Raw genomic sequence first — 18,020 nt, forward strand, 5'->3', positions numbered from 1 at the left:
ATCCTGTCTTTTTCAATGATGCAAGACAAGAAAGAATTCTGCCAGGGCAACCGCATAAAAAATATTAATACCAAAATCATCACTTTTCCGTTATAATAAAAGAAAAGGGTGATTTTTATGATGGAAATGAAAAAGTATTTTTCAGATTTGGTAGATAGCAGAGATAATCGAGGATTGAGACATACTCTCGTGGATATCGTAGTTATGAGTATTTATGCTGTCTTATGCGGTTATACAGATACAGAAAATATGGCATTTTTTATGAAACTTCAAATGGCTCCGATATATTATTATGGACAATCATTTTATTTTTCTGCGTGAAATCAAAGGTGATATCGCTGCTGTGCAAATAATAATCTGCAAACCATTTCTTAATCATCTCTTGTTTATATCCACAACAAATAACGAATTCGTGATATCCGTAGTGAGAATATAGTTTCATAATATGCCAGAGTATGGGTTTATCTCCAACCTCCACCATAGGTTTTGGTTTCAAATGACTCTCTTCACTGATCCGGGTTCCAAATCCCCCTGCCAAAATAACAACTTTCATTCCTTTATCTCCCTCGTTATTTTTCATCACTGTATATCATAACAACGAATTCTATTCCTTTATCGTTTATTGTAGCAAGGCTAACAGGGGGTGTAAATGGTTTATGCTCTCAATCGTCTACTCTACGTATATTTCCTTTTTATTTTAAGACTTCTTTCAATTTTTATTTCTGGCTTACTTTTCTTAGGTATGTATACGCTTCTTCACTTTCATATCCTCTGGCTTTGTTTTTAGAGTGACTGAAAAATTCTGTAGATATTCCCTGTTCAGAAGTGGTATCGCCTCTTGTATCTTTGGGAACAATTTTCTCCTCATTTTTCTATAGACTTTTTCCATGTAAAGGTATATGAGTGAAGATGAATTTGGAGATATGGATTATTTCTTAAATAATTTACCTCTCTCAAAATCGTAATTTTCTATGAAGAAAAGAGCAGTTATAAAAACAGGTTTTTATCTGTTTTTACAACTGCTCTTTATCCTATGCCGTCAAAATTTCCATCAATGCTCCATACAAATCGTGATCCAAGTTCATGGAAGAAAGTTCCGTACTGATCACAGCAAGATTTTTACCAGACATCAGAATCTGATAAATCTCATCCTTCAGTACAAAGCCAATTTCCGCCTGATTTAAAAATTCAAAGCATCTTCTGGCAACCTGCTTTTCACCGCTGATCAAATGACCGGACAGTACAATTTGAACCTCATCTAAAACAGCCACCTGAGGAAGTGAAATTACCACTGCCTGTTTTTCTTCCGCATAAGTAAATTCTGCATTTATTTCTTTCCCATTTACCAGCGCCTGTGCCTGCTGACACGCTTCCTTCGCATATCCTGTCATTTCTATTGTATATGCTCTCTTTTCCGGAAGTACGGACGTCTCTCCTGTTGCCGGAGCAATGGTTAATACAGACTGCTCTCCTTCCGTATAGTTTATCTCTGTGACAGCGCAAATTCCTTCCTGATATTGGCAGGTCTCATTGTCATCCTCATACAGAGAGAAGTTTCCCTCTTTCCCTGCAAAAACTTTGATTCTCAGGGAATTCGGATTTTTCACTGTTTGTACACCGCTGATTTCATCGGTGAACGGCAGAATACTTCCTTCTTTTACCAATACAGGAATACTGTCCAGCGTTCTGTACAAATCCATCATTCTTCCGCCTGAATATTTCAATCCCGTATGCAAATCATACCAGTTTCCTTCCGGTATCCAAGTCTTCACCTTTGCCACGTTCAAACCTTTGATTCTTGGAGAAGTAATAGGTGCCACCACCATATTCTCACCGAAGAAATACTGATTTTTTACTTCATAGGCACGCCTCTCTTCCGGATATTCATAATACATCGGTACGACTAAGGGACGATCTTCCATATAGCTCTTATAATTCATCGTGTACAGATACGGCATCATCCGATGACGCTCTCTCAGTGCTTCTGACATAGCGTCATCTGTTTCTTTTTTAAATCTCCATGGCTCCTTGCCATTAAATTCACTACAAGAGCTATGCAGACGCATAATCGGAGAATAGATTCCATACTGGGTCCATCTGGCTGTCATCTCATCGTTCTTATAACCCAGCATATGACCGCCGATATCATGACTCCACCAGCCGTAACCTATATTCGAAGCTGTCGCTGTGAAATACGGCTGAAAATTCAGAGAATCCCATGTGGTATGCGTATCTCCGGAAAATCCGATCGGATATCGGTGACTTCCCGGACCAGCATATCTGGAAAAGGTAAGGGGTCTTTTTCCTTCTCTTTTGCTGTCCAGAAAATGGAAATGGTTAAAAATCCATAAAGGATCCAGTCCTTCGATTTTTGTATTATTCCCCTGCTGCCAGTCAATCCACCAGAAATCCACACCTTCTTTTTCTCTGGGGTGATGCAGATATTCAAAATATGCTTCAAGGAATTTGGGATCCGCCGGATCACAGCTAACCGGATCCTCTTGCTCATAATCTACGCCCATGGTTTCTGCCATCTGTCGATACATCTCTTCATGGGCTCTCACACCGTCTGCAGGATGCACATTTAATGTCACTTTCATTCCCCGATCATGAAGCTTTTTCAAGAATCTGGCAGGATCTGGAAACAATTCTTTGTTCCAAGTATAACCAGTCCATCCGCTTCCATACTTGGGATCAATATCTACCATATGCCAGTCCATATCGATGACAGCTACTGTAAACGGAAGATTTTTTTCTTCAAATTTCTTCATCAACTCCAGGTAACTGTCTTCTGTGTATTTATAGTAACGACTCCACCAGTTTCCCAATGCATATCTGGGCAGCATGGGAGACTTTCCACAGAGATAGTAAAAGTCATGAAGGGCCTCTTTGTAATCGTGTCCATATCCCCAGAAATATAAATCCTGAATCCCTTTCTTCCGAGGCTCAATCCATCCATCTTCTAGCAAAATCTGTGATTTGCTGTCGTCCAGAAGAGAATAACCAAACTCCGACACTACACCGTGCTCCAATTCTGTCTCTCCATCCACCATATCCAGAGTTCTGGCTGTACCTTTCAGGTCGTGAATTTCTTCTCCATAATGCCAGATACTATGGTAAGCGCTCAGATTTCCTTTTACCTGAATACTCAGTCCATGACTCGAAAATTCTTTTTCATTATAAATCAGATGAATGCGAGAGGTATGAATTTCAATTCTGTCCTCCATGTGCAGAAGTCTGTAATTTGTCTCTGGAAAATCTCTGAAAAACGCCATCTGTGTAGCCCGATCTTCAAAGATACCATCCTCACTGTATTCCAATCGAATCAGACCCTCTGTCAGCATGGTGATTCTGTATTTTTCACCAATCACCATATTAGCCTCCAGCGCTACTGGACGGGTCTGTACCTTATAAATATCTTTCATACTCTTACTTCTCCTTTTTATCCTTTCACTGCGGAAGCCGCAATTCCGGCAATAAACTGCTTCTGGAAGAACAGATAGATCAAAAGCACTGGAACAATCGAAATTGCTGTGGCTGCAAAAAGAGCTCCGTAATCTGTCGAATACTGTCCGTTGAACATTTTCAACCCTACCGCCAAAAGCTGTTTTTCCTTGGTATTAATCACCAAATACGGCCAGAGGAAATCTTCCCATGCCCATAAAAACTGGAAGATGGCAATACTGGAAATACCATTTTTCGCCATGGGGAAGACAATTCTGTGGAAAATGAAAAATTCATTTGCCCCGTCAATCCGCGCAGCTTCTAAAATTTCATTGGGAAGAGAGGAAATATGCTGCTTCATCATAAAGATTCCAAACCCACTGAACATTGCCGGAATGATCAGTGCTTTATAACTGTCCATCCATCCAAAATACTGAATCATGGAATATTTCGGAATGATAGTCACACACCAGGGAATCATCATCGTAGCCAACACGAAACCGAACAAAATATTTCTGCCCTTGAACTGATATTTACTCAGTACAAATCCACAAATCGTACTGGTATAAATCACAATCAGCGTAATCACCAATGTAATCACCAAACTATTCAGGAAGAACCGCATAAAATTAAAATGCGCATTCATATTCATGTAGTTGGTCGTAATAAACTCCTGTGGAAGCAAATGCTGTTCCAGAGCCATAATTTCTTTATTCTGCTTGAAAGAAGATAGGATCATCCATACAAACGGATATACCGTTATCAACCCCAGTAGAAGAAGACCAATATTCAATACAACACTGTTTATTTTTCTTTTCACAACGGCACCTCCTATTCCTCACTTCCGGATACCCGGAAAGATAACCAGCTGAATACAGCAGTAATAACAAACAAAACAAAGGATAATGCAGACGCATAACCAAAATTATATTTTACAAAGGCTTCATCATAGATGATATAAGATGCCAGATAGGTAGCTGTACCAGGGCCGCCCTCCGTCATAATCAGTATCTGAACATAAGCCTGAATATAAGAAATAATAGAAGTAATTACTACAAACAGCGTCATCGGTTTCAGCAGCGGAAGTGTAATGTATCTGAACGTCTGCCATCCATTCGCTCCGTCTACTTTTGCCGCTTCCAATGCATCCGAAGGCAGCGAATACAGTCCGGCCATATACATAACTACCGCATAACCAAAATCTTTCCAAATCGTCATGATAATAACTGCAAGCAATGCAATCTTCGGATTCATCAGCCAGTTCACATCCAATCCGAAGATCTGATTTATCGTTCCAATCTGCGGATTATACATGAACTTCCATACAAACGCCACCGCCACCATCGGCGTAACAACCGGCATATAATAAATTGCTCGGAAAAAGCTTTTGTGTTTTACCAACGGAGAATAGATCGCATAGGCAATTCCCAATCCCAGTCCCACACGGAAAATAATAACCACCACTGAAAAGATCAGTGTATTTAGCATTGATTTTCCAAACAGAGAACTGGTAAATACCTCTTTATAATTCTCCAGGCCCAGGAAATTATAGGTTCCGCTTAAAGGATTCCATTCGTGAAAGCTTCCTGCAAAAGCAATTCCAATAGGAACAATCAGAAAAATACTGAAAAATGCGATCATTGCAATTACTACTATATTCCGCAGAATAATCTCACTCTTACTCTGCAAAGGGTGGGATTTCTTAAACATAAGACCTACCTCCTTTGTCTGCTTTATTTTGCGTATTCGTACAAATTCTCTACAGATTTAAAATCACTATTCTTCATATCTTTGATGATGTTTTGCTGTGCTTCATTCAAAGCAGTATCAATATCAACACCGTTAAAGAAAATATCCTGTCCCGCTTTTTTCAGTGATGTCTCCATTGTGGCAGGCATTGGACCCGGCCAGATATAGTGGTCAATGTGCTCAGCCAATACTTTCAGAGATGGATTTTCAAGAATCTTTTCATTGTCTGCCAGAGATTTCTTAGCAGGGAATATACTCATAGCCAGATTAAATGCTACCTGTGCATCATCATTTGCCAGGAAATATTTAATAAAATCCTGAGCTACTGCCTGCTGATCTTCCGGCGCATTTTTATTTACACCGAACGTAGACTCTCCATTGTAACGATTGTATGCATATGGATTTCCGTCAAAGGTAGGAATCTCAAATACGCCAAAATTAATATCGCTCCAGGTAGTCTGCAGGGTATTGTAGTAATGTCCCCACTGAATAACCATTGCTGACTGTCCCTGTCCAAAGCTGTCTGCACCTTTTTCTCCAAAATCTTTAGAACCGATGCCGTCTACTTCATACATATCTACCAACATCTGCATCACCTGTTTCATTGCATCTGAGTTTACCTTTGGTGTCACACCGTCTTCTTCAAACAGGTTTTCTCCCAACTGATAGTTCAGACCCAGAAGATAATTCTGATGGAAATCATCATTGAAGTTCAGACCAGCCTGAATAATGGTATCTCCTTCTTTAATCGTGAGCTTTTTCGCAACCTCACGCATCTCATCCCATGTTTTTGGAATATCTGCTTCCGTGAGTCCGGCTGCTTCCCACATATCTTTATTGTAGTATACAGATCCTGTCATCATACCATAGTCAATGTAATAAACCTCTCCATCAATCACATGGGCATCCACACCGGTAAAATCAGCCTGAAGATCTTCCAGAGGAATCTCCAACGGTGCCATATAATTGATTAAGTTCTCATGATAACTGTTATGTATATTAAAAATTGCAGGTCCATTCTCTCCGTCAAGAGCCAGCGGAAGTTTTGTCCAGTAATCCTCCCAGGGATTATTCACAAGATTAATCGTTACATTCGGATGAATGGCTGTATATCCATCAATGATTTCCTGGAAAAGTTCATCGCTGCCCCACTCCCATAATTCCACGGTAATATCCTTTCCACCGTTAATCTCTACAGAAGGATCATACTTAATCGTATCTCCAAAAGGCTCTGTAGGAACCTCTATATTTTTCTTAGCTTCTTCCTTTCCAGTTCCGCTTCCGCCGCATCCTGCGAGTCCTGTAACTGCCATCATAGCCGCTAATGCTGCTACAATTACTCTTTTTCTCATACTTACTTCCTCCTTGATAAAATGTGGTTTTCGTTCACTTGATTTAGCGTTAAATCTATTGTTAAATTACCATTATTTTTTTTTATTCGTCAATATTTTTTTACTTTTTCAGCATATATAACATTTATACATCTCTATTTTTGTGTGTTTTTCACAATAATGTATCGGTACTTTTCATTGATTTTTTTTAGTTTCTTGGATATAATAAATTTATATATGACAAATATAAATATTATATAAGTTTATAAAGCTATAAGGATGTGAATACTATGACTCTAAAAGATATTGCAGAAAAAGCCGGCGTAAGTATGATGACCGTTTCAAATGTAATAAATGGGAAACACAATCGTGTTTCCCAAAAAACAATAGAAAAAGTAAATGCCATTATCAAAGAATGTGGCTATGTTCCTAACCTTAGCGCGCGGAGTCTGACGAATAAGACCTCCAATATTATTGGAATTATTATTTCCATGGATAATAAAGATGAAAACCTTCTGGAGAATCCTTATATCAGCACCATGATTGGAACGATAGAAAAAGAGCTGCGCATTAACGGATATTATACGATGGTACGTTCCATATATCAGAATACAGATGTGATTACACTCTTAAAAAACTGGAATGTGGACGGTATTATCTTTCTTTATCCTAATTTTCAGGATACCCTGAGTGAGCTTCTGCCGTCTCTGCCCTGCCCTGTAGCTATTTTCGACAGCTATCTGGAGCTTCCCAACCTGATCAATATCCGTTCCGACGACCAGAAAGGATTGTATCTGGCCACTAAATATATGATTAATCACGGACACTCACACATTGCTTTTGTGGCAGATTATGAAAATAACTTTCTTTTGACAGAACGTTTTCAGGGATACCGCCAGGCATTAAGAGAAAATGATATCCCATTTCGTCCAGAATATGTTTTCTCTTTCACCCCTTCCTATGAAGGAGGGATTCAGGCAGGAAAACAAATCGCTTCCATGCAGAATATGATTACTGCAGCCGTCACTACCGCTGATATCTGTGCCATTGGCATCATGGAGGGCGCCCGTCTAGGCGGTTATCGTGTTCCTATTGAACTGTCTGTAATCGGTTATGATAATCTGAAATTATGTCAGTATACAGTTCCGAAATTAACTTCTATTTCTCAGAACATTACGCAGAAGGCTCTGCTTGCCACAAAGTTTTTATTAGAACGTATTCGTACAGGAAGTAATAAAGCGCCTATTCATGTGAAGATAGATGTTGAAATTGTAGAACGGCAATCTGTGATTTCACTATTTTAAGATATTTGAATCATAAAAATTAGCACAACCTCAAAAAGAGCCACGAACATCCTATTGATTTCTTGGCTCTTAATCTCTTTTTATCTAAACTGTGCTCCATAACTTACGCAATCTTCATATCCCAGTGTCTGGAAGATCACTTTCAGCATTCTTTTTACACAAGCCTGCAAATCTTCTCGCTTCAGACTTCCATTTTTCAGCGCTTCTCTGATATTTTCACTGTCTCCCGGCCATCCCGGCATAATCAGATCGTTTCCTGCCTCCACACATTTCCAGGAAAGACTGCCGCCCTGTGGCATAGTAGTTGTCCAACCTGTCATAATGATATCCTGGAAATCCACTCTTTTCTTGCTGCAACCGTACAAATATCTTTACAGTTAGCAGCATGAACGCCATTGATCAAATTATAAGACGTCATAATTGCCATAGGCTGAGATGTTTTCACTGCAATTTCAAATCCTCTCAGATAGATTTCTCTTAAAGTACGTTCTGACAAAATACTGTTGGAACCCATACGGTTATCTTCCTGACTGTTGCAGGCAAAATGTTTGATGGTGGTTCCCACTCCTTCTTTTGACTGAACTCCCCGGGTGATTGCCGCTGCCATCTTGCCGCTAACCAGAGGATCTTCCGAATAATATTCAAAGTTTCTTCCACACAATGGATTTCTGTGAACATTCATTCTATGGCATTTTTTATGAAACTTCAAGAACCTTATTTTGAAAAAATACTGGATTTAAAGTATGGGACTCCTTCTGCGGATACCCTGCTTCGGGTGTTTGCGATTATAGAACCGGAAAAATTTATGGAGATGTTTTATCATTGGATCCTTTTTCTTATGCAGAAAAGGAAGTACAAAATCTCACAGGATATTGATTATCTGATGAAATTGGATAAACGGTTTGATAAAAAGAAAAAAATGACTTATGAGAAAATGAGTATGTTATATACATATCATTTAGAATATGTGCAGGAATTGATTTTTGAGAAAATTGTGGAAAACATTTAAAAATATCCATCTAGGGAAATATTTCTCTAAATGGATATTTTTATGCGGTTGCCCTGGAATTCTGCTTCCTATAATTCTCTATCTATACAAAAATGACGGCATTTTTATGCCGCCACAATCATTTTTTCTACAGGTCTTCCTTTTAAAAATAACCTCTCATACACACGCTCACATTTTTTAAATTTACAAAACATTTTTTGTGCATCACATTCATTGCAATATACTTTCCAACACCCACAACACTTACAATTTTTTCCCTGATTTTCTATAAATCCCTGTACATCCTCCTCCGGATATCCTAAGAATAATCCAATTTCATGAGGAAAGGTTTCATACATCTGTAATTTATTCTGCAAGATTTTTACCGCTTCCTCCACACTACTATAATCGTATCCCTCTGCTTTCAGCATTCTGCGTGTCTTCTCTCTTTTTAAGTCTGCTTCCAACTGTTTTTTTCTATTCACATATAAAAGTGCTCTCTGCGCTGTAGTACGCATAATTCTAATATCCAGTCCCTTTTCCTCAAAAATCCTTGTCCAGACTTCCATACTATTTTCAAATTCTGCTTTAGACTCCCAAGAATACCAGAAAAGATTAGCTGTTTTTAAACCCGCCAATGTAGGTGCACTGTATCTGATTAAAATTTCTTCCAACATCTATTTTTCCTCCCCTTTTATATCTTCCAATACAGATTGCAATGCTGCTGTACTGGCTCTGTGAATTCTTCGAATAGGAATATTATTTCTCTTTGCTTCCTGAGAAGCATTCATCACCATTTTATGGGACACTGTATTTGTAAAGAGCAGCAGTAAATCCGGACATCCCATTTTTTTCTTAATAGAACTGTTTTCTTTTACAAATACTTTTGCCTTACATCCATAACTTTCGCACAAATTTTCATAACGTGTTACCATTCGTTCATTTCCGCCAATAATTACAATACTCATGCCATTCTTCCTTTCTTTGATTAGTCTTATCTAACTTATAATTAAAAAAATAAGAATTTCTTACAACCTTCGCTTTTTTGATTAGTTTTAACTAACTACTATAATACTGATTTTTTTCTTTTTGTCAATCATTTTTCAACAAAAGAACATTAATTTCATAGAAAATTAATGAAAAAATACTTCCCTTCCTGAGTGAAAAAGGATTATAATGGAGAACATATAGGTAAAGTAAGGGAATGTTAATTTCAGAAAGGATTTTAATTATGGGAAATTTAGGTAAAAAATTATTAGGTATTGGGCTATTAAGTGCAACTGCCGGAGCTGCCGTTTATTATTTTACAAAAAAGAAAGAAGAAAATCCTGATCTTCAGGAAGAATTCGCAGACTTTCAGGATAATTTAAAAGAAACTGCTGCCTCTGCAGTAAACGTAGCTTCCAAATTTAAAGAAGTAGTTGAAAAATCAGTAGATCAGGCAGTCAACAAAACCGATGAACTTGCGAAAGAATTCTCCGAAGATGATATCTTTGAAGATGATTTTGAAGACCTTGCCGAAGATATGGCAGAACTGAAAGAAGACATAAAAGATACAGTAGAAGACACAAAAAAAACTGCCAAAAATGTTACAGAAACTGTAAAAGAAACCGTAAAGGACTGTTTCTGTGAAAAAGAAGACGAAGAAAATAAAAACACTTCCGATGAACTTTAAAATAGCTCTTGTAAAAATCTTCTATTCATAATACAATCACTTTAGTGGGTATTCAACTATTTATAAAGTGAGGAATTTACTATGGATAACAATTTATTTGAGCAGGCAAAAAATGATGATATTTTATCAAAAGAATTAATTTCTTTTTTACTGGAAAGTATGGAATACAGCCGATTGAGTTTTATTAACGATGCGGTAGATATTCTCAAAGTTTTAAAAATCCGTATTGAGCGAGGAGATAAAATTACAGATGCAGTTTCTTTAGAAACTTATACTTTAAAAGGATTTAAAGCTTTTGTAAAAGAACATTTTTCAGAATACATTTACAATCAGGTCTTTACTCCTTTAAAAAAAGATGAAAAAATTTATTTTTCCTTAGAACCTTGTGACGGTGGATATGAGCTTGTGCTTTCTGAAAAAGACAATAAAGTATACAAATGGATTTCCAGCTTAAATGAAAAATTTTCTCTCGTTTACATGATTGCTACAAAAGTTGTATATATCAAAAATATTAAAACGAAAACTTATTCCCCGTTTATTTCCGGAAATGGAAAATACTGCAGATATGATGAGTCTGTAGGGAAAATCTTAGAAATAAACGAATAAATATAATTTCTAAAAGGGGAATGTTTTTTGCCTTCCCCTTTCACAACTTTCTATTTCTTATGCCATACTTTTTTTAAAAGCTTCATGGCTTCTTCAATTTCTTTTTCTTCCATACCAGCATATCCTAAAAGTACTTTATTTTCTTTTTCCGTGTTTATTGAAATACAATATTCCGATACTCCATAAACCTGTATACCTACATCTCTGGCTTTGTCTATTGCTTCTTGTTCTGTTAGGCCGTTAATAAATTCTAAAACAAAATGAACTCCTGCATTTTCCCCATGAAATACACAAATATCCTGCATTTCTTTCAAATATTTTACAATCAAATCATGCTTATTTTTATAAATCTTACGCATACGATTTAAGTGTTTTTCATAATAACCTTTGTTTAAAAAAAGTTCCAGTATTTTCTGATCTGTCTTAGAAACTGTTACAGAGAAAAGATGTTTTTTCTTCAAATATTTCTGCATAAGTCTTTCTGGTAAAACCATATAACTGACACGAATAGAAGGCGCTACAGATTTTGAAAATGTCCCCATATAAATCACGCTGCCATTTCTGTCAAAGCCCTGCAAACTGGGAATAGGCTGCCCTTTATAACGAAACTCACTGTCATAATCATCTTCAATAATATAACGCTCTTGTGACTTTTCTGCCCAATTTAGAAGAGCCATACGGCGTTTTAAAGGCATAATCATTCCCATAGGAAATTGATGAGAAGGCATAACATATACAATGTTTGCACTTTTTCCTTCTAAATCACTAATATCAAGTCCCTGTTCATCCTGCTTAATTTGCTCTATATCATAACCTATATGACGAAAATCATAATATGCGCTGATATAGGTAGCCACTTCCATTGCAACTGTCTGTCCATCTCCCAGAATTGTCCCTAAAAGCATTAAAAGATAATCATTTCCTGCCCCGATAATAATCTGCTCTCTTTTGCATTTTACTCCTCTGGAGCGATACAGATATTCAGCTACAGCCTGCCTAATTCCATCCTCCCCACAGGGATTTCCAAGCTGAAAAAATTCCTCATCGGCCTCTGCCAGTACCTGTTTTGACAACTTTTGCCACACATTATAAGGAAAACTTCCTCTGGCAATTTCATTTAAAGCAAAATCATGGAAATATTTCTTTACTCTCTCTTGAACAATTGGCTTTTCTTCCTGACATTTTGATAAACGACTATCTGAAAAATAAACGCCTTCCAGTTGAGAGACATAATATCCTTTACATGGCATAGCTTCAATGTATCCTTCTGAAGCAAGCTGATCATAAGCAAGGTCTATGGTACTTCTGCTGACAGAAAGATACCGGGAAAGCGCCCTTGATGAGGGCAGCTTGTCTCCCGGCTTTAATTGTTCTTTCTCTATTTCTTTTTTTATAAATTCATAAATTTGCTGATAGATAGGAACTTTCGACTCCTTATCTATAAAAATTATCAATTCGTTCATTTTATTTTAATTTAAAAGAACTCTTTAATGATACAATACGATTAAATACCGGTGCTCCCGGTTTACTGTCATGGCAATCCGCACAGAAAAATCCATTTCTTACAAACTGAAATCTATCATAAGATTCTGCTTTTCCTAATTCCGGTTCTACAAGACATCCCTTCACAACTGTCAGTGAGTTAGGATTTAAGTTCAAACTTCCATCCTCTTTATTGTATACACCTTTTTCTTCATCTACGATATTTTCATATAAACGACATTCTGCTTCTACTGCTGTTTCTGCACATACCCAATGAATGGTTCCTTTTACCTTTCTTCCGTCCGGTGAATTACCACCTTTAGAAGCAGGATCATAAGTACAGTGGATAACTGTTACATTTCCTTCTTCGTCTTTTTCACATCCTGTACAAGTAACAAAATAAGCATTCATAAGACGTACTTCATTTTCAGGATACAGACGTTTATACTTCTTAATAGGAACTTCCATAAAGTCTTCTCTTTCAATGTACAGTTCTCTGCCAAATGGAACCTGTCTTGTACCCAATTCCGGATTTTCCATATTATTTGGGACTTCCAGATATTCAATTTCTCCTTCCGGATAATTGTCAATTACTAATTTCACAGGATCTAAAACAGCCATCATACGAGGCGCTTTCATCTTCAAATCTTCTCTGATACAATACTCCAGCATTGCATAATCTACAGAACTGTTTGCCTTGGAAACACCACACAATTCTACAAATTTCTGGATAGATTCCGGTGTAAAACCACGTCTTCTTAAAGCTGCAATAGATACCAGACGAGGATCATCCCAGCCATCTACAATGCCATCTTCTACCAGTTTTTTGATATATCTCTTTCCTGTTACTACATTTGTCAAATATAATTTTGCAAATTCAATCTGCTTTGGAGGATGTACATACTCTAACTCCTGAACAACCCAGTCATATAACGGTCTGTGATCCTCAAATTCCAATGTACAGATAGAATGAGTAACACCTTCAATAGCATCTTCAATAGGATGTGCAAAATCATACATTGGGTAAATGCACCATTTGTCACCTGTATTGTGGTGTGTCATGTGAGCCACACGATAAATAACAGGATCACGCATATTAATATTTGGAGAAGCCATATCAATTTTTGCTCTCAGAACCTTACTTCCGTCTTTAAACTCACCGTTTTTCATTTTTTCAAATAATTCCAGATTTTCCTCTACACTTCTGTTTCTGTAAGGACTCTCTTTTCCCGGCTCTGTTAAGGTTCCTCTGTATTCTCTGATTTCTTCTGCTGTTAAATCACAGACAAAAGCTTTTCCTTTTTTAATCAGCTTCACCGCTGCTTCATACATCTGTTCAAAATAATTAGATGCGAAATATAAACGGTCTTCCCAATCAGCGCCCAACCACTGAATATCTTTCTTAATAGACTCTACAAATTCTACTTTTTCCTTTGTAGGATTTGTATCGTCAAAACGCATGTTAAATTTTCCATGGTATTTCTGTGCCAAACCATAGTTTAATAAAATTGATTTTGCATGACCAATATGCAGATATCCGTTTGGCTCAGGTGGAAATCTGGTACAAATTTCATCGTACTTTCCTTCTGCCAAATCTTTTTCAATAATCTGCTCAATAAAGTTTTTAGAAACGGTTTCTTTTGCTGTTTCTTTTTCCACTTTTTTCTCCTCCGTCTATGGTAATTTTCTTTGGCTTAAACCAATTTTTTGTCTAAATAATAGCTTTAAAAAATATACTACCATAAAATTACTGTTTTTCAAAGGCTTTGCTTATATTTTTTTCTGATTTCAGTCTAAAATCATAAAGTTTGCCGTTGCAGTAGCAATGATTTTGTCGTTTTTCTCTGACCTGCACACTGCATGAACATTACATACCTTTCTTCCTGCCCTGTCTGCGGTTGCAGTGACAAGCAGTGCGTCACCGGGAAGCCCCGGACTTAAATAATTGATATTTAAGTTAATGGTGGGAATACTCTTACTTCCACTTACGTTTCTTACAATCGCTCCGCAGGTGGTATCAATAGCCGCTGCAATGATACCGCCGTGTATGGTGGACATATGATTTAATTCCCATCTCTGTATGGGAAATCGAAAGGTAAGGCTCTTTTTCTCATAATTGCAGGAATAAAATTCCACCTGCATTTTATTATACAAATGGTCCGGTGAATTAGGGTATAACATTTCCATCTGCTTCTTTATTTCCTGTTCCATTGTCTGCTGCATAACTTCTCTCCTCTTTAATAACGTACTTCTAAAAGGGTCAGTCCTCTTGCCGGAGCTGTAAATCCTGCTTCTTTTCTGTCACAGCCTTCTAAAATCCCTTTCATCTCCTCCGGCTTTCTTCGTCCCCTGCCTACTTCAATTAATGTGCCCGTTAAAATCCGAACCATATTATACAAAAAACCGTTTCCTGTATAAGTAATGACAATTTCCTGTGTCAAATCCACAATCTCAATACTGTAAATCGTTCTTACAGAGGATTTTTTCATTTTCTTATTAGAACAAAAGCTTTTAAAATCGTGAGTGCCCTCTAAATATTTGGCCGCTTCCTGCATGGCGTTTACATCTAGCGTTTCATGAAGAGGGCATTGGTATTTTCTTTCAAAAACATTTTTATGAATACCGGATACAATCCGATATTGATACACCTTCTCCTTTGCGTTTAAGCGGCTGTGAAACCGCTCCTCCGCCTCGCTTACCTTAGAAATCTCGATGTCCTCCGGCAGATACTCATTTAAATATTGACAAATTTCTTCGCAGCTCTTTTCACAGTCCGCATGGAAATTCGCCACCTGACCTTTGGCATGTACCCCTGCATCAGTTCTTCCTGCTCCCTGAATTTGTACCTCTGTTCCCAGCATTTTTGTTAAAACATCTTCGATTTTTCCCTGTATGGTATTGTCCGTATCCTTCTGACGCTGCCAGCCTCCGTATCGGCTTCCGTCATATTGAATATCCAAACGATAATTCATATCTGCTCTCCTTTTAAACAGACAAAAGGTGTTACATAAATGCAACACCTTATATCTCTATTTCTTATTTTACCAAATAAACATCCGCATGATTTACACCCAAAGCATTGGCTCTGTCATGGTCGTTTACATAGATATCAATGCGGTTTCCTTTAATTGCACCGCCACAGTCTTCTGCTGTAAATACATGTCCGTTAATAATTACCTGTGTTCCGTAAGGAATAACTTTCGGGTCTACTGCAATGGTTCTTCCTTCTACTACCGGTGTACCTGTTGCTGTAATACCTGTTTCCACATCACAGCAAAGCTCACAGGAGCAATAATAAGTCAGCTTAAAGTTACCCAGTTTTTCACCGTACATATCAGATGTAGCATTTACCTCTGCTATATCACCGCCGCCGTAGGAAACTGTCTCATCCTCTAATACACGTACTGCCCATACTGCGTTTTTCGTATTTAAGTTACCCTGCACGATACCATAATCCTTACCCATAGCTTCTACGGTCTTACCGTCTCCTGCATAGATAACAACGTGATATACATAACCATTCTTTGCATAGAAAATCAAATCTCCCGGCTGTGCATCTTCTACCGGAATTTTGGTTCCGTACTGTGCCTGATCTGCCGCAACACGAGGCAGCTCATATCCGTATTCTTTGAAAATACTCTGTACAAAACCGGAGCAGTCCGCACCTTCTGTTAAGCTGGTACCTCCCCAAACATAAGGATTTCCGATAAACTGAGAAGCAAATTCTACCACAGAGCTTCTAAGCTGTCCTCCCGGGACTCCTGATCTTACAGAAGTGAGTGTATAATAACAAGCTTCATTCTCTTCCGGCGCAATTTCTTCTTTTGCAAGCGTATAAGTATCTTCACCCTTTTCTGTTACTTCTTCCTGAACCGTTTCTTCCATGTTCAGATATTCTTTTGCCACAAAGCCTCTGACATCTCCGGACTCTATGTAGACCCAATCCTCCTCTGCATCTTCCAGAACATAGCACAGGCTGTTTTCTTCCAGCGTTCCGATAATACGGGACTCTGTATTCTTATCCTCTCTTATGTTTAAAAGACTGGCTGTTGTAAGGGCATACTCCTTATCTACAACTGTCTGATTTACCGTAGCTCTCAGATACAAAAATGCTTTATTTTCTCTGTATGGAACTGTTTCTTTTGCTGTGGGTGCAACGCCTTCAATTCCTTTATATTCTTCATTAAATCTTGCTGCTAAGGATCTTGCTTCCTTCTGATATCTTTCCAGAATTTTCTGAGCTTCCTCTCCTGTAACAACATCCTCTGCTTTTACAAAGCCTCTGACAGCTCCGGACTCAACATAAAGCCATCCGTCTTCCTCTTCCTTCAATATGTAACATACACCTTTTTTAGCAAGTGTTCCTACACTGCGGGCCTCCTCTGTCATCTCTTCATAAATATTTATTTTTTCATTGGAAAATGCGTATTTTCTGGCTACTGTCCAGAAACGAAAATCTTCTACAATCGTAGGAACTTCTATAATTTCCTGCTGCTGTACTAATTCCTGATTGCTAGATGGCGCTTCCGGATCATCCGCTTCAATTTTGGGTGAACCATTATCTAAAAGAATAACATAGCCATTTTCATCCAACACATAATGATAACCCTCCGGCAGCTGATAGCCTGTTCTTTCCTCATACTGCTCAGGTGTCTCCTGTGACGGCGTTTCATCCACTGTATCGGCTTCTATTTTCGGTGAACCATCTTCGTTAAATGTCACATAACCATTTGCATCCAATACATAATGATATCCTTCCGGCAGCTGATAGCCTGTTCTTTCCTCATACTGCTGGGGTGTCTCCTGTAACGGTGCTTCCGGCTGATTGGCTTCTATTTTTACACTGCCGTCTTCGTTAAATGTTACATAACCATTTGCATCCAATACATAATGATGTCCTTCCGGCAGCTGATAGCCTGTTCTTTCCTCATACTGCTGGGGTGTCTCCTGTAACGGTGCTTCCGGCTGATTGGCTTCTATTTTTATACTGCCGTCTTCGTTAAATGTTACATAGCCATTTGCATCCAATACATAATGATGTCCTTCCGGCAGCTGATAGCCTGTTCTCTGCTCGTACTGCTCAGGTGTTTCCTGTAACGGCGCTTCCGGCTGTTCAGGCTCTTGTGGTGTTTCCGGCTGCTGAGGTGTCTCCGGTTCTTCCACGACCTGATTGCCATCCGCCTGAGTCTGTATATCTGCTGCAAAAACATTTGCCGGTGCTGCTAAGCTAAGCGCCATAGTAAGCGCAAGTATTTTCTTTATTTCCTTATATTTCAATTTCTTCTCCTCCGGTATCACTGTATCCATTTCTAAGGTTGAATACCATTCTAGTAAAAATGTTTCGTCTTCTTTTTAGTTTATCACGAGTACCTTATCAAATCAACAATAAATTATAGAATTTAAAGTATTTTTTATGCACTTTACCCTACTTTTGTATGATA

16 protein-coding genes and 2 pseudogenes are annotated in these 18,020 nt (G+C 38.0%); 5 read left to right on the forward strand and 13 right to left on the reverse strand.

Annotated features, from left to right (window positions below):
- Positions 1-126 precede the first annotated feature (126 nt).
- Positions 127-321, forward strand: coding sequence for a transposase family protein (locus tag CGC63_RS16075; protein ID WP_412693781.1), 195 nt, complete (start codon positions 127-129; stop codon positions 319-321).
- Here CGC63_RS16075 and CGC63_RS11085 read toward each other — a convergent pair.
- The 5 genes and pseudogenes from CGC63_RS11085 to CGC63_RS11105 form a co-directional block, all read right to left on the reverse strand.
- Positions 263-553: pseudogene (locus CGC63_RS11085) on the reverse strand (sugar phosphate nucleotidyltransferase); the annotation flags it as partial. The gene CGC63_RS16075 and the pseudogene CGC63_RS11085 sit on opposite strands and share 59 nt — an antisense overlap.
- Before the next feature lie 478 nt (positions 554-1,031).
- Positions 1,032-3,425: a glycoside hydrolase family 31 protein gene (locus tag CGC63_RS11090; RefSeq protein ID WP_003019715.1), complete on the reverse strand. Its 2,394-nt coding sequence runs from the start codon at positions 3,423-3,425 to the stop codon at positions 1,032-1,034.
- A gap of 17 nt (positions 3,426-3,442) precedes the next feature.
- Positions 3,443-4,264: a carbohydrate ABC transporter permease gene (locus CGC63_RS11095; RefSeq protein WP_003019713.1), complete on the reverse strand. Its 822-nt coding sequence runs from the start codon at positions 4,262-4,264 to the stop codon at positions 3,443-3,445.
- 11 nt (positions 4,265-4,275) lie between these two features.
- Positions 4,276-5,154, reverse strand: a complete 879-nt coding sequence (locus CGC63_RS11100; protein WP_003019710.1) for a carbohydrate ABC transporter permease — start codon at positions 5,152-5,154, stop codon at positions 4,276-4,278.
- A gap of 23 nt (positions 5,155-5,177) precedes the next feature.
- Complete coding sequence (locus CGC63_RS11105; RefSeq protein ID WP_003019709.1) at positions 5,178-6,545, reverse strand: extracellular solute-binding protein; 1,368 nt, start codon at positions 6,543-6,545, stop codon at positions 5,178-5,180.
- Between the two features lie 269 nt (positions 6,546-6,814).
- Here CGC63_RS11105 and CGC63_RS11110 point away from each other — a divergent pair, with 269 nt between their 5' ends.
- Positions 6,815-7,828, forward strand: a complete 1,014-nt coding sequence (locus CGC63_RS11110; RefSeq protein WP_003019708.1) for a LacI family DNA-binding transcriptional regulator — start codon at positions 6,815-6,817, stop codon at positions 7,826-7,828.
- An 80-nt stretch (positions 7,829-7,908) separates the two neighbouring features.
- Here CGC63_RS11110 and CGC63_RS15985 read toward each other — a convergent pair.
- A pseudogene (locus tag CGC63_RS15985) lies at positions 7,909-8,510 on the reverse strand (glycoside hydrolase family 3 protein); the annotation flags it as partial.
- A 15-nt stretch (positions 8,511-8,525) separates the two neighbouring features.
- Here CGC63_RS15985 and CGC63_RS11120 point away from each other — a divergent pair.
- Entirely contained in the window at positions 8,526-8,837 is a 312-nt protein-coding gene (locus tag CGC63_RS11120) for a transposase family protein (protein WP_157767984.1), read from the forward strand.
- A 104-nt stretch (positions 8,838-8,941) separates the two neighbouring features.
- Here the strand turns inward: CGC63_RS11120 and CGC63_RS11125 are convergent, their stop codons facing one another.
- Positions 8,942-9,493 carry a DUF3793 family protein gene (locus tag CGC63_RS11125; protein ID WP_003019700.1) on the reverse strand — a complete coding sequence of 184 codons (552 nt, stop codon included), beginning with the start codon at positions 9,491-9,493 and terminating at the stop codon, positions 8,942-8,944.
- Positions 9,494-9,784, reverse strand: a complete 291-nt coding sequence (locus tag CGC63_RS11130) for a DUF2325 domain-containing protein (RefSeq protein WP_003019698.1) — start codon at positions 9,782-9,784, stop codon at positions 9,494-9,496.
- Between the two features lie 236 nt (positions 9,785-10,020).
- On the opposite strand from CGC63_RS11130, the gene CGC63_RS11135 reads away from it, so the two are divergent.
- On the forward strand, positions 10,021-10,491 hold the full coding sequence (locus CGC63_RS11135) for a hypothetical protein (RefSeq protein ID WP_003019696.1): 471 nt from the start codon (positions 10,021-10,023) through the stop codon (positions 10,489-10,491).
- 81 nt (positions 10,492-10,572) lie between these two features.
- Positions 10,573-11,097: a hypothetical protein gene (locus CGC63_RS11140; RefSeq protein WP_003019695.1), complete on the forward strand. Its 525-nt coding sequence runs from the start codon at positions 10,573-10,575 to the stop codon at positions 11,095-11,097.
- A gap of 50 nt (positions 11,098-11,147) precedes the next feature.
- Here the strand turns inward: CGC63_RS11140 and pdxR are convergent, their stop codons facing one another.
- The 5 genes from pdxR to CGC63_RS11165 form a co-directional block, all read right to left on the reverse strand.
- Complete coding sequence (gene pdxR, locus CGC63_RS11145; RefSeq protein WP_003019693.1) at positions 11,148-12,560, reverse strand: MocR-like pyridoxine biosynthesis transcription factor PdxR; 1,413 nt, start codon at positions 12,558-12,560, stop codon at positions 11,148-11,150.
- A 1-nt stretch (position 12,561) separates the two neighbouring features.
- Positions 12,562-14,238, reverse strand: a complete 1,677-nt coding sequence (locus tag CGC63_RS11150; RefSeq protein WP_003019689.1) for a glutamine--tRNA ligase/YqeY domain fusion protein — start codon at positions 14,236-14,238, stop codon at positions 12,562-12,564.
- A 129-nt stretch (positions 14,239-14,367) separates the two neighbouring features.
- The gene (locus tag CGC63_RS11155; RefSeq protein ID WP_003019686.1) at positions 14,368-14,802 is read right to left on the reverse strand and encodes a PaaI family thioesterase; all 435 of its coding nucleotides are present in this window, start codon (positions 14,800-14,802) and stop codon (positions 14,368-14,370) included.
- A 14-nt stretch (positions 14,803-14,816) separates the two neighbouring features.
- Positions 14,817-15,551, reverse strand: a complete 735-nt coding sequence (gene truA / locus CGC63_RS11160; RefSeq protein ID WP_003019683.1) for a tRNA pseudouridine(38-40) synthase TruA — start codon at positions 15,549-15,551, stop codon at positions 14,817-14,819.
- 64 nt (positions 15,552-15,615) lie between these two features.
- Complete coding sequence (locus CGC63_RS11165) at positions 15,616-17,856, reverse strand: NlpC/P60 family protein (protein ID WP_154965495.1); 2,241 nt, start codon at positions 17,854-17,856, stop codon at positions 15,616-15,618.
- Between the last annotated feature and the right edge of the window lie 164 nt (positions 17,857-18,020).

The sequence above is a fragment of the Blautia hansenii DSM 20583 genome (genome assembly GCF_002222595.2).
GTDB classification, from domain to species: Bacteria; Bacillota; Clostridia; order Lachnospirales; family Lachnospiraceae; genus Blautia; species Blautia hansenii.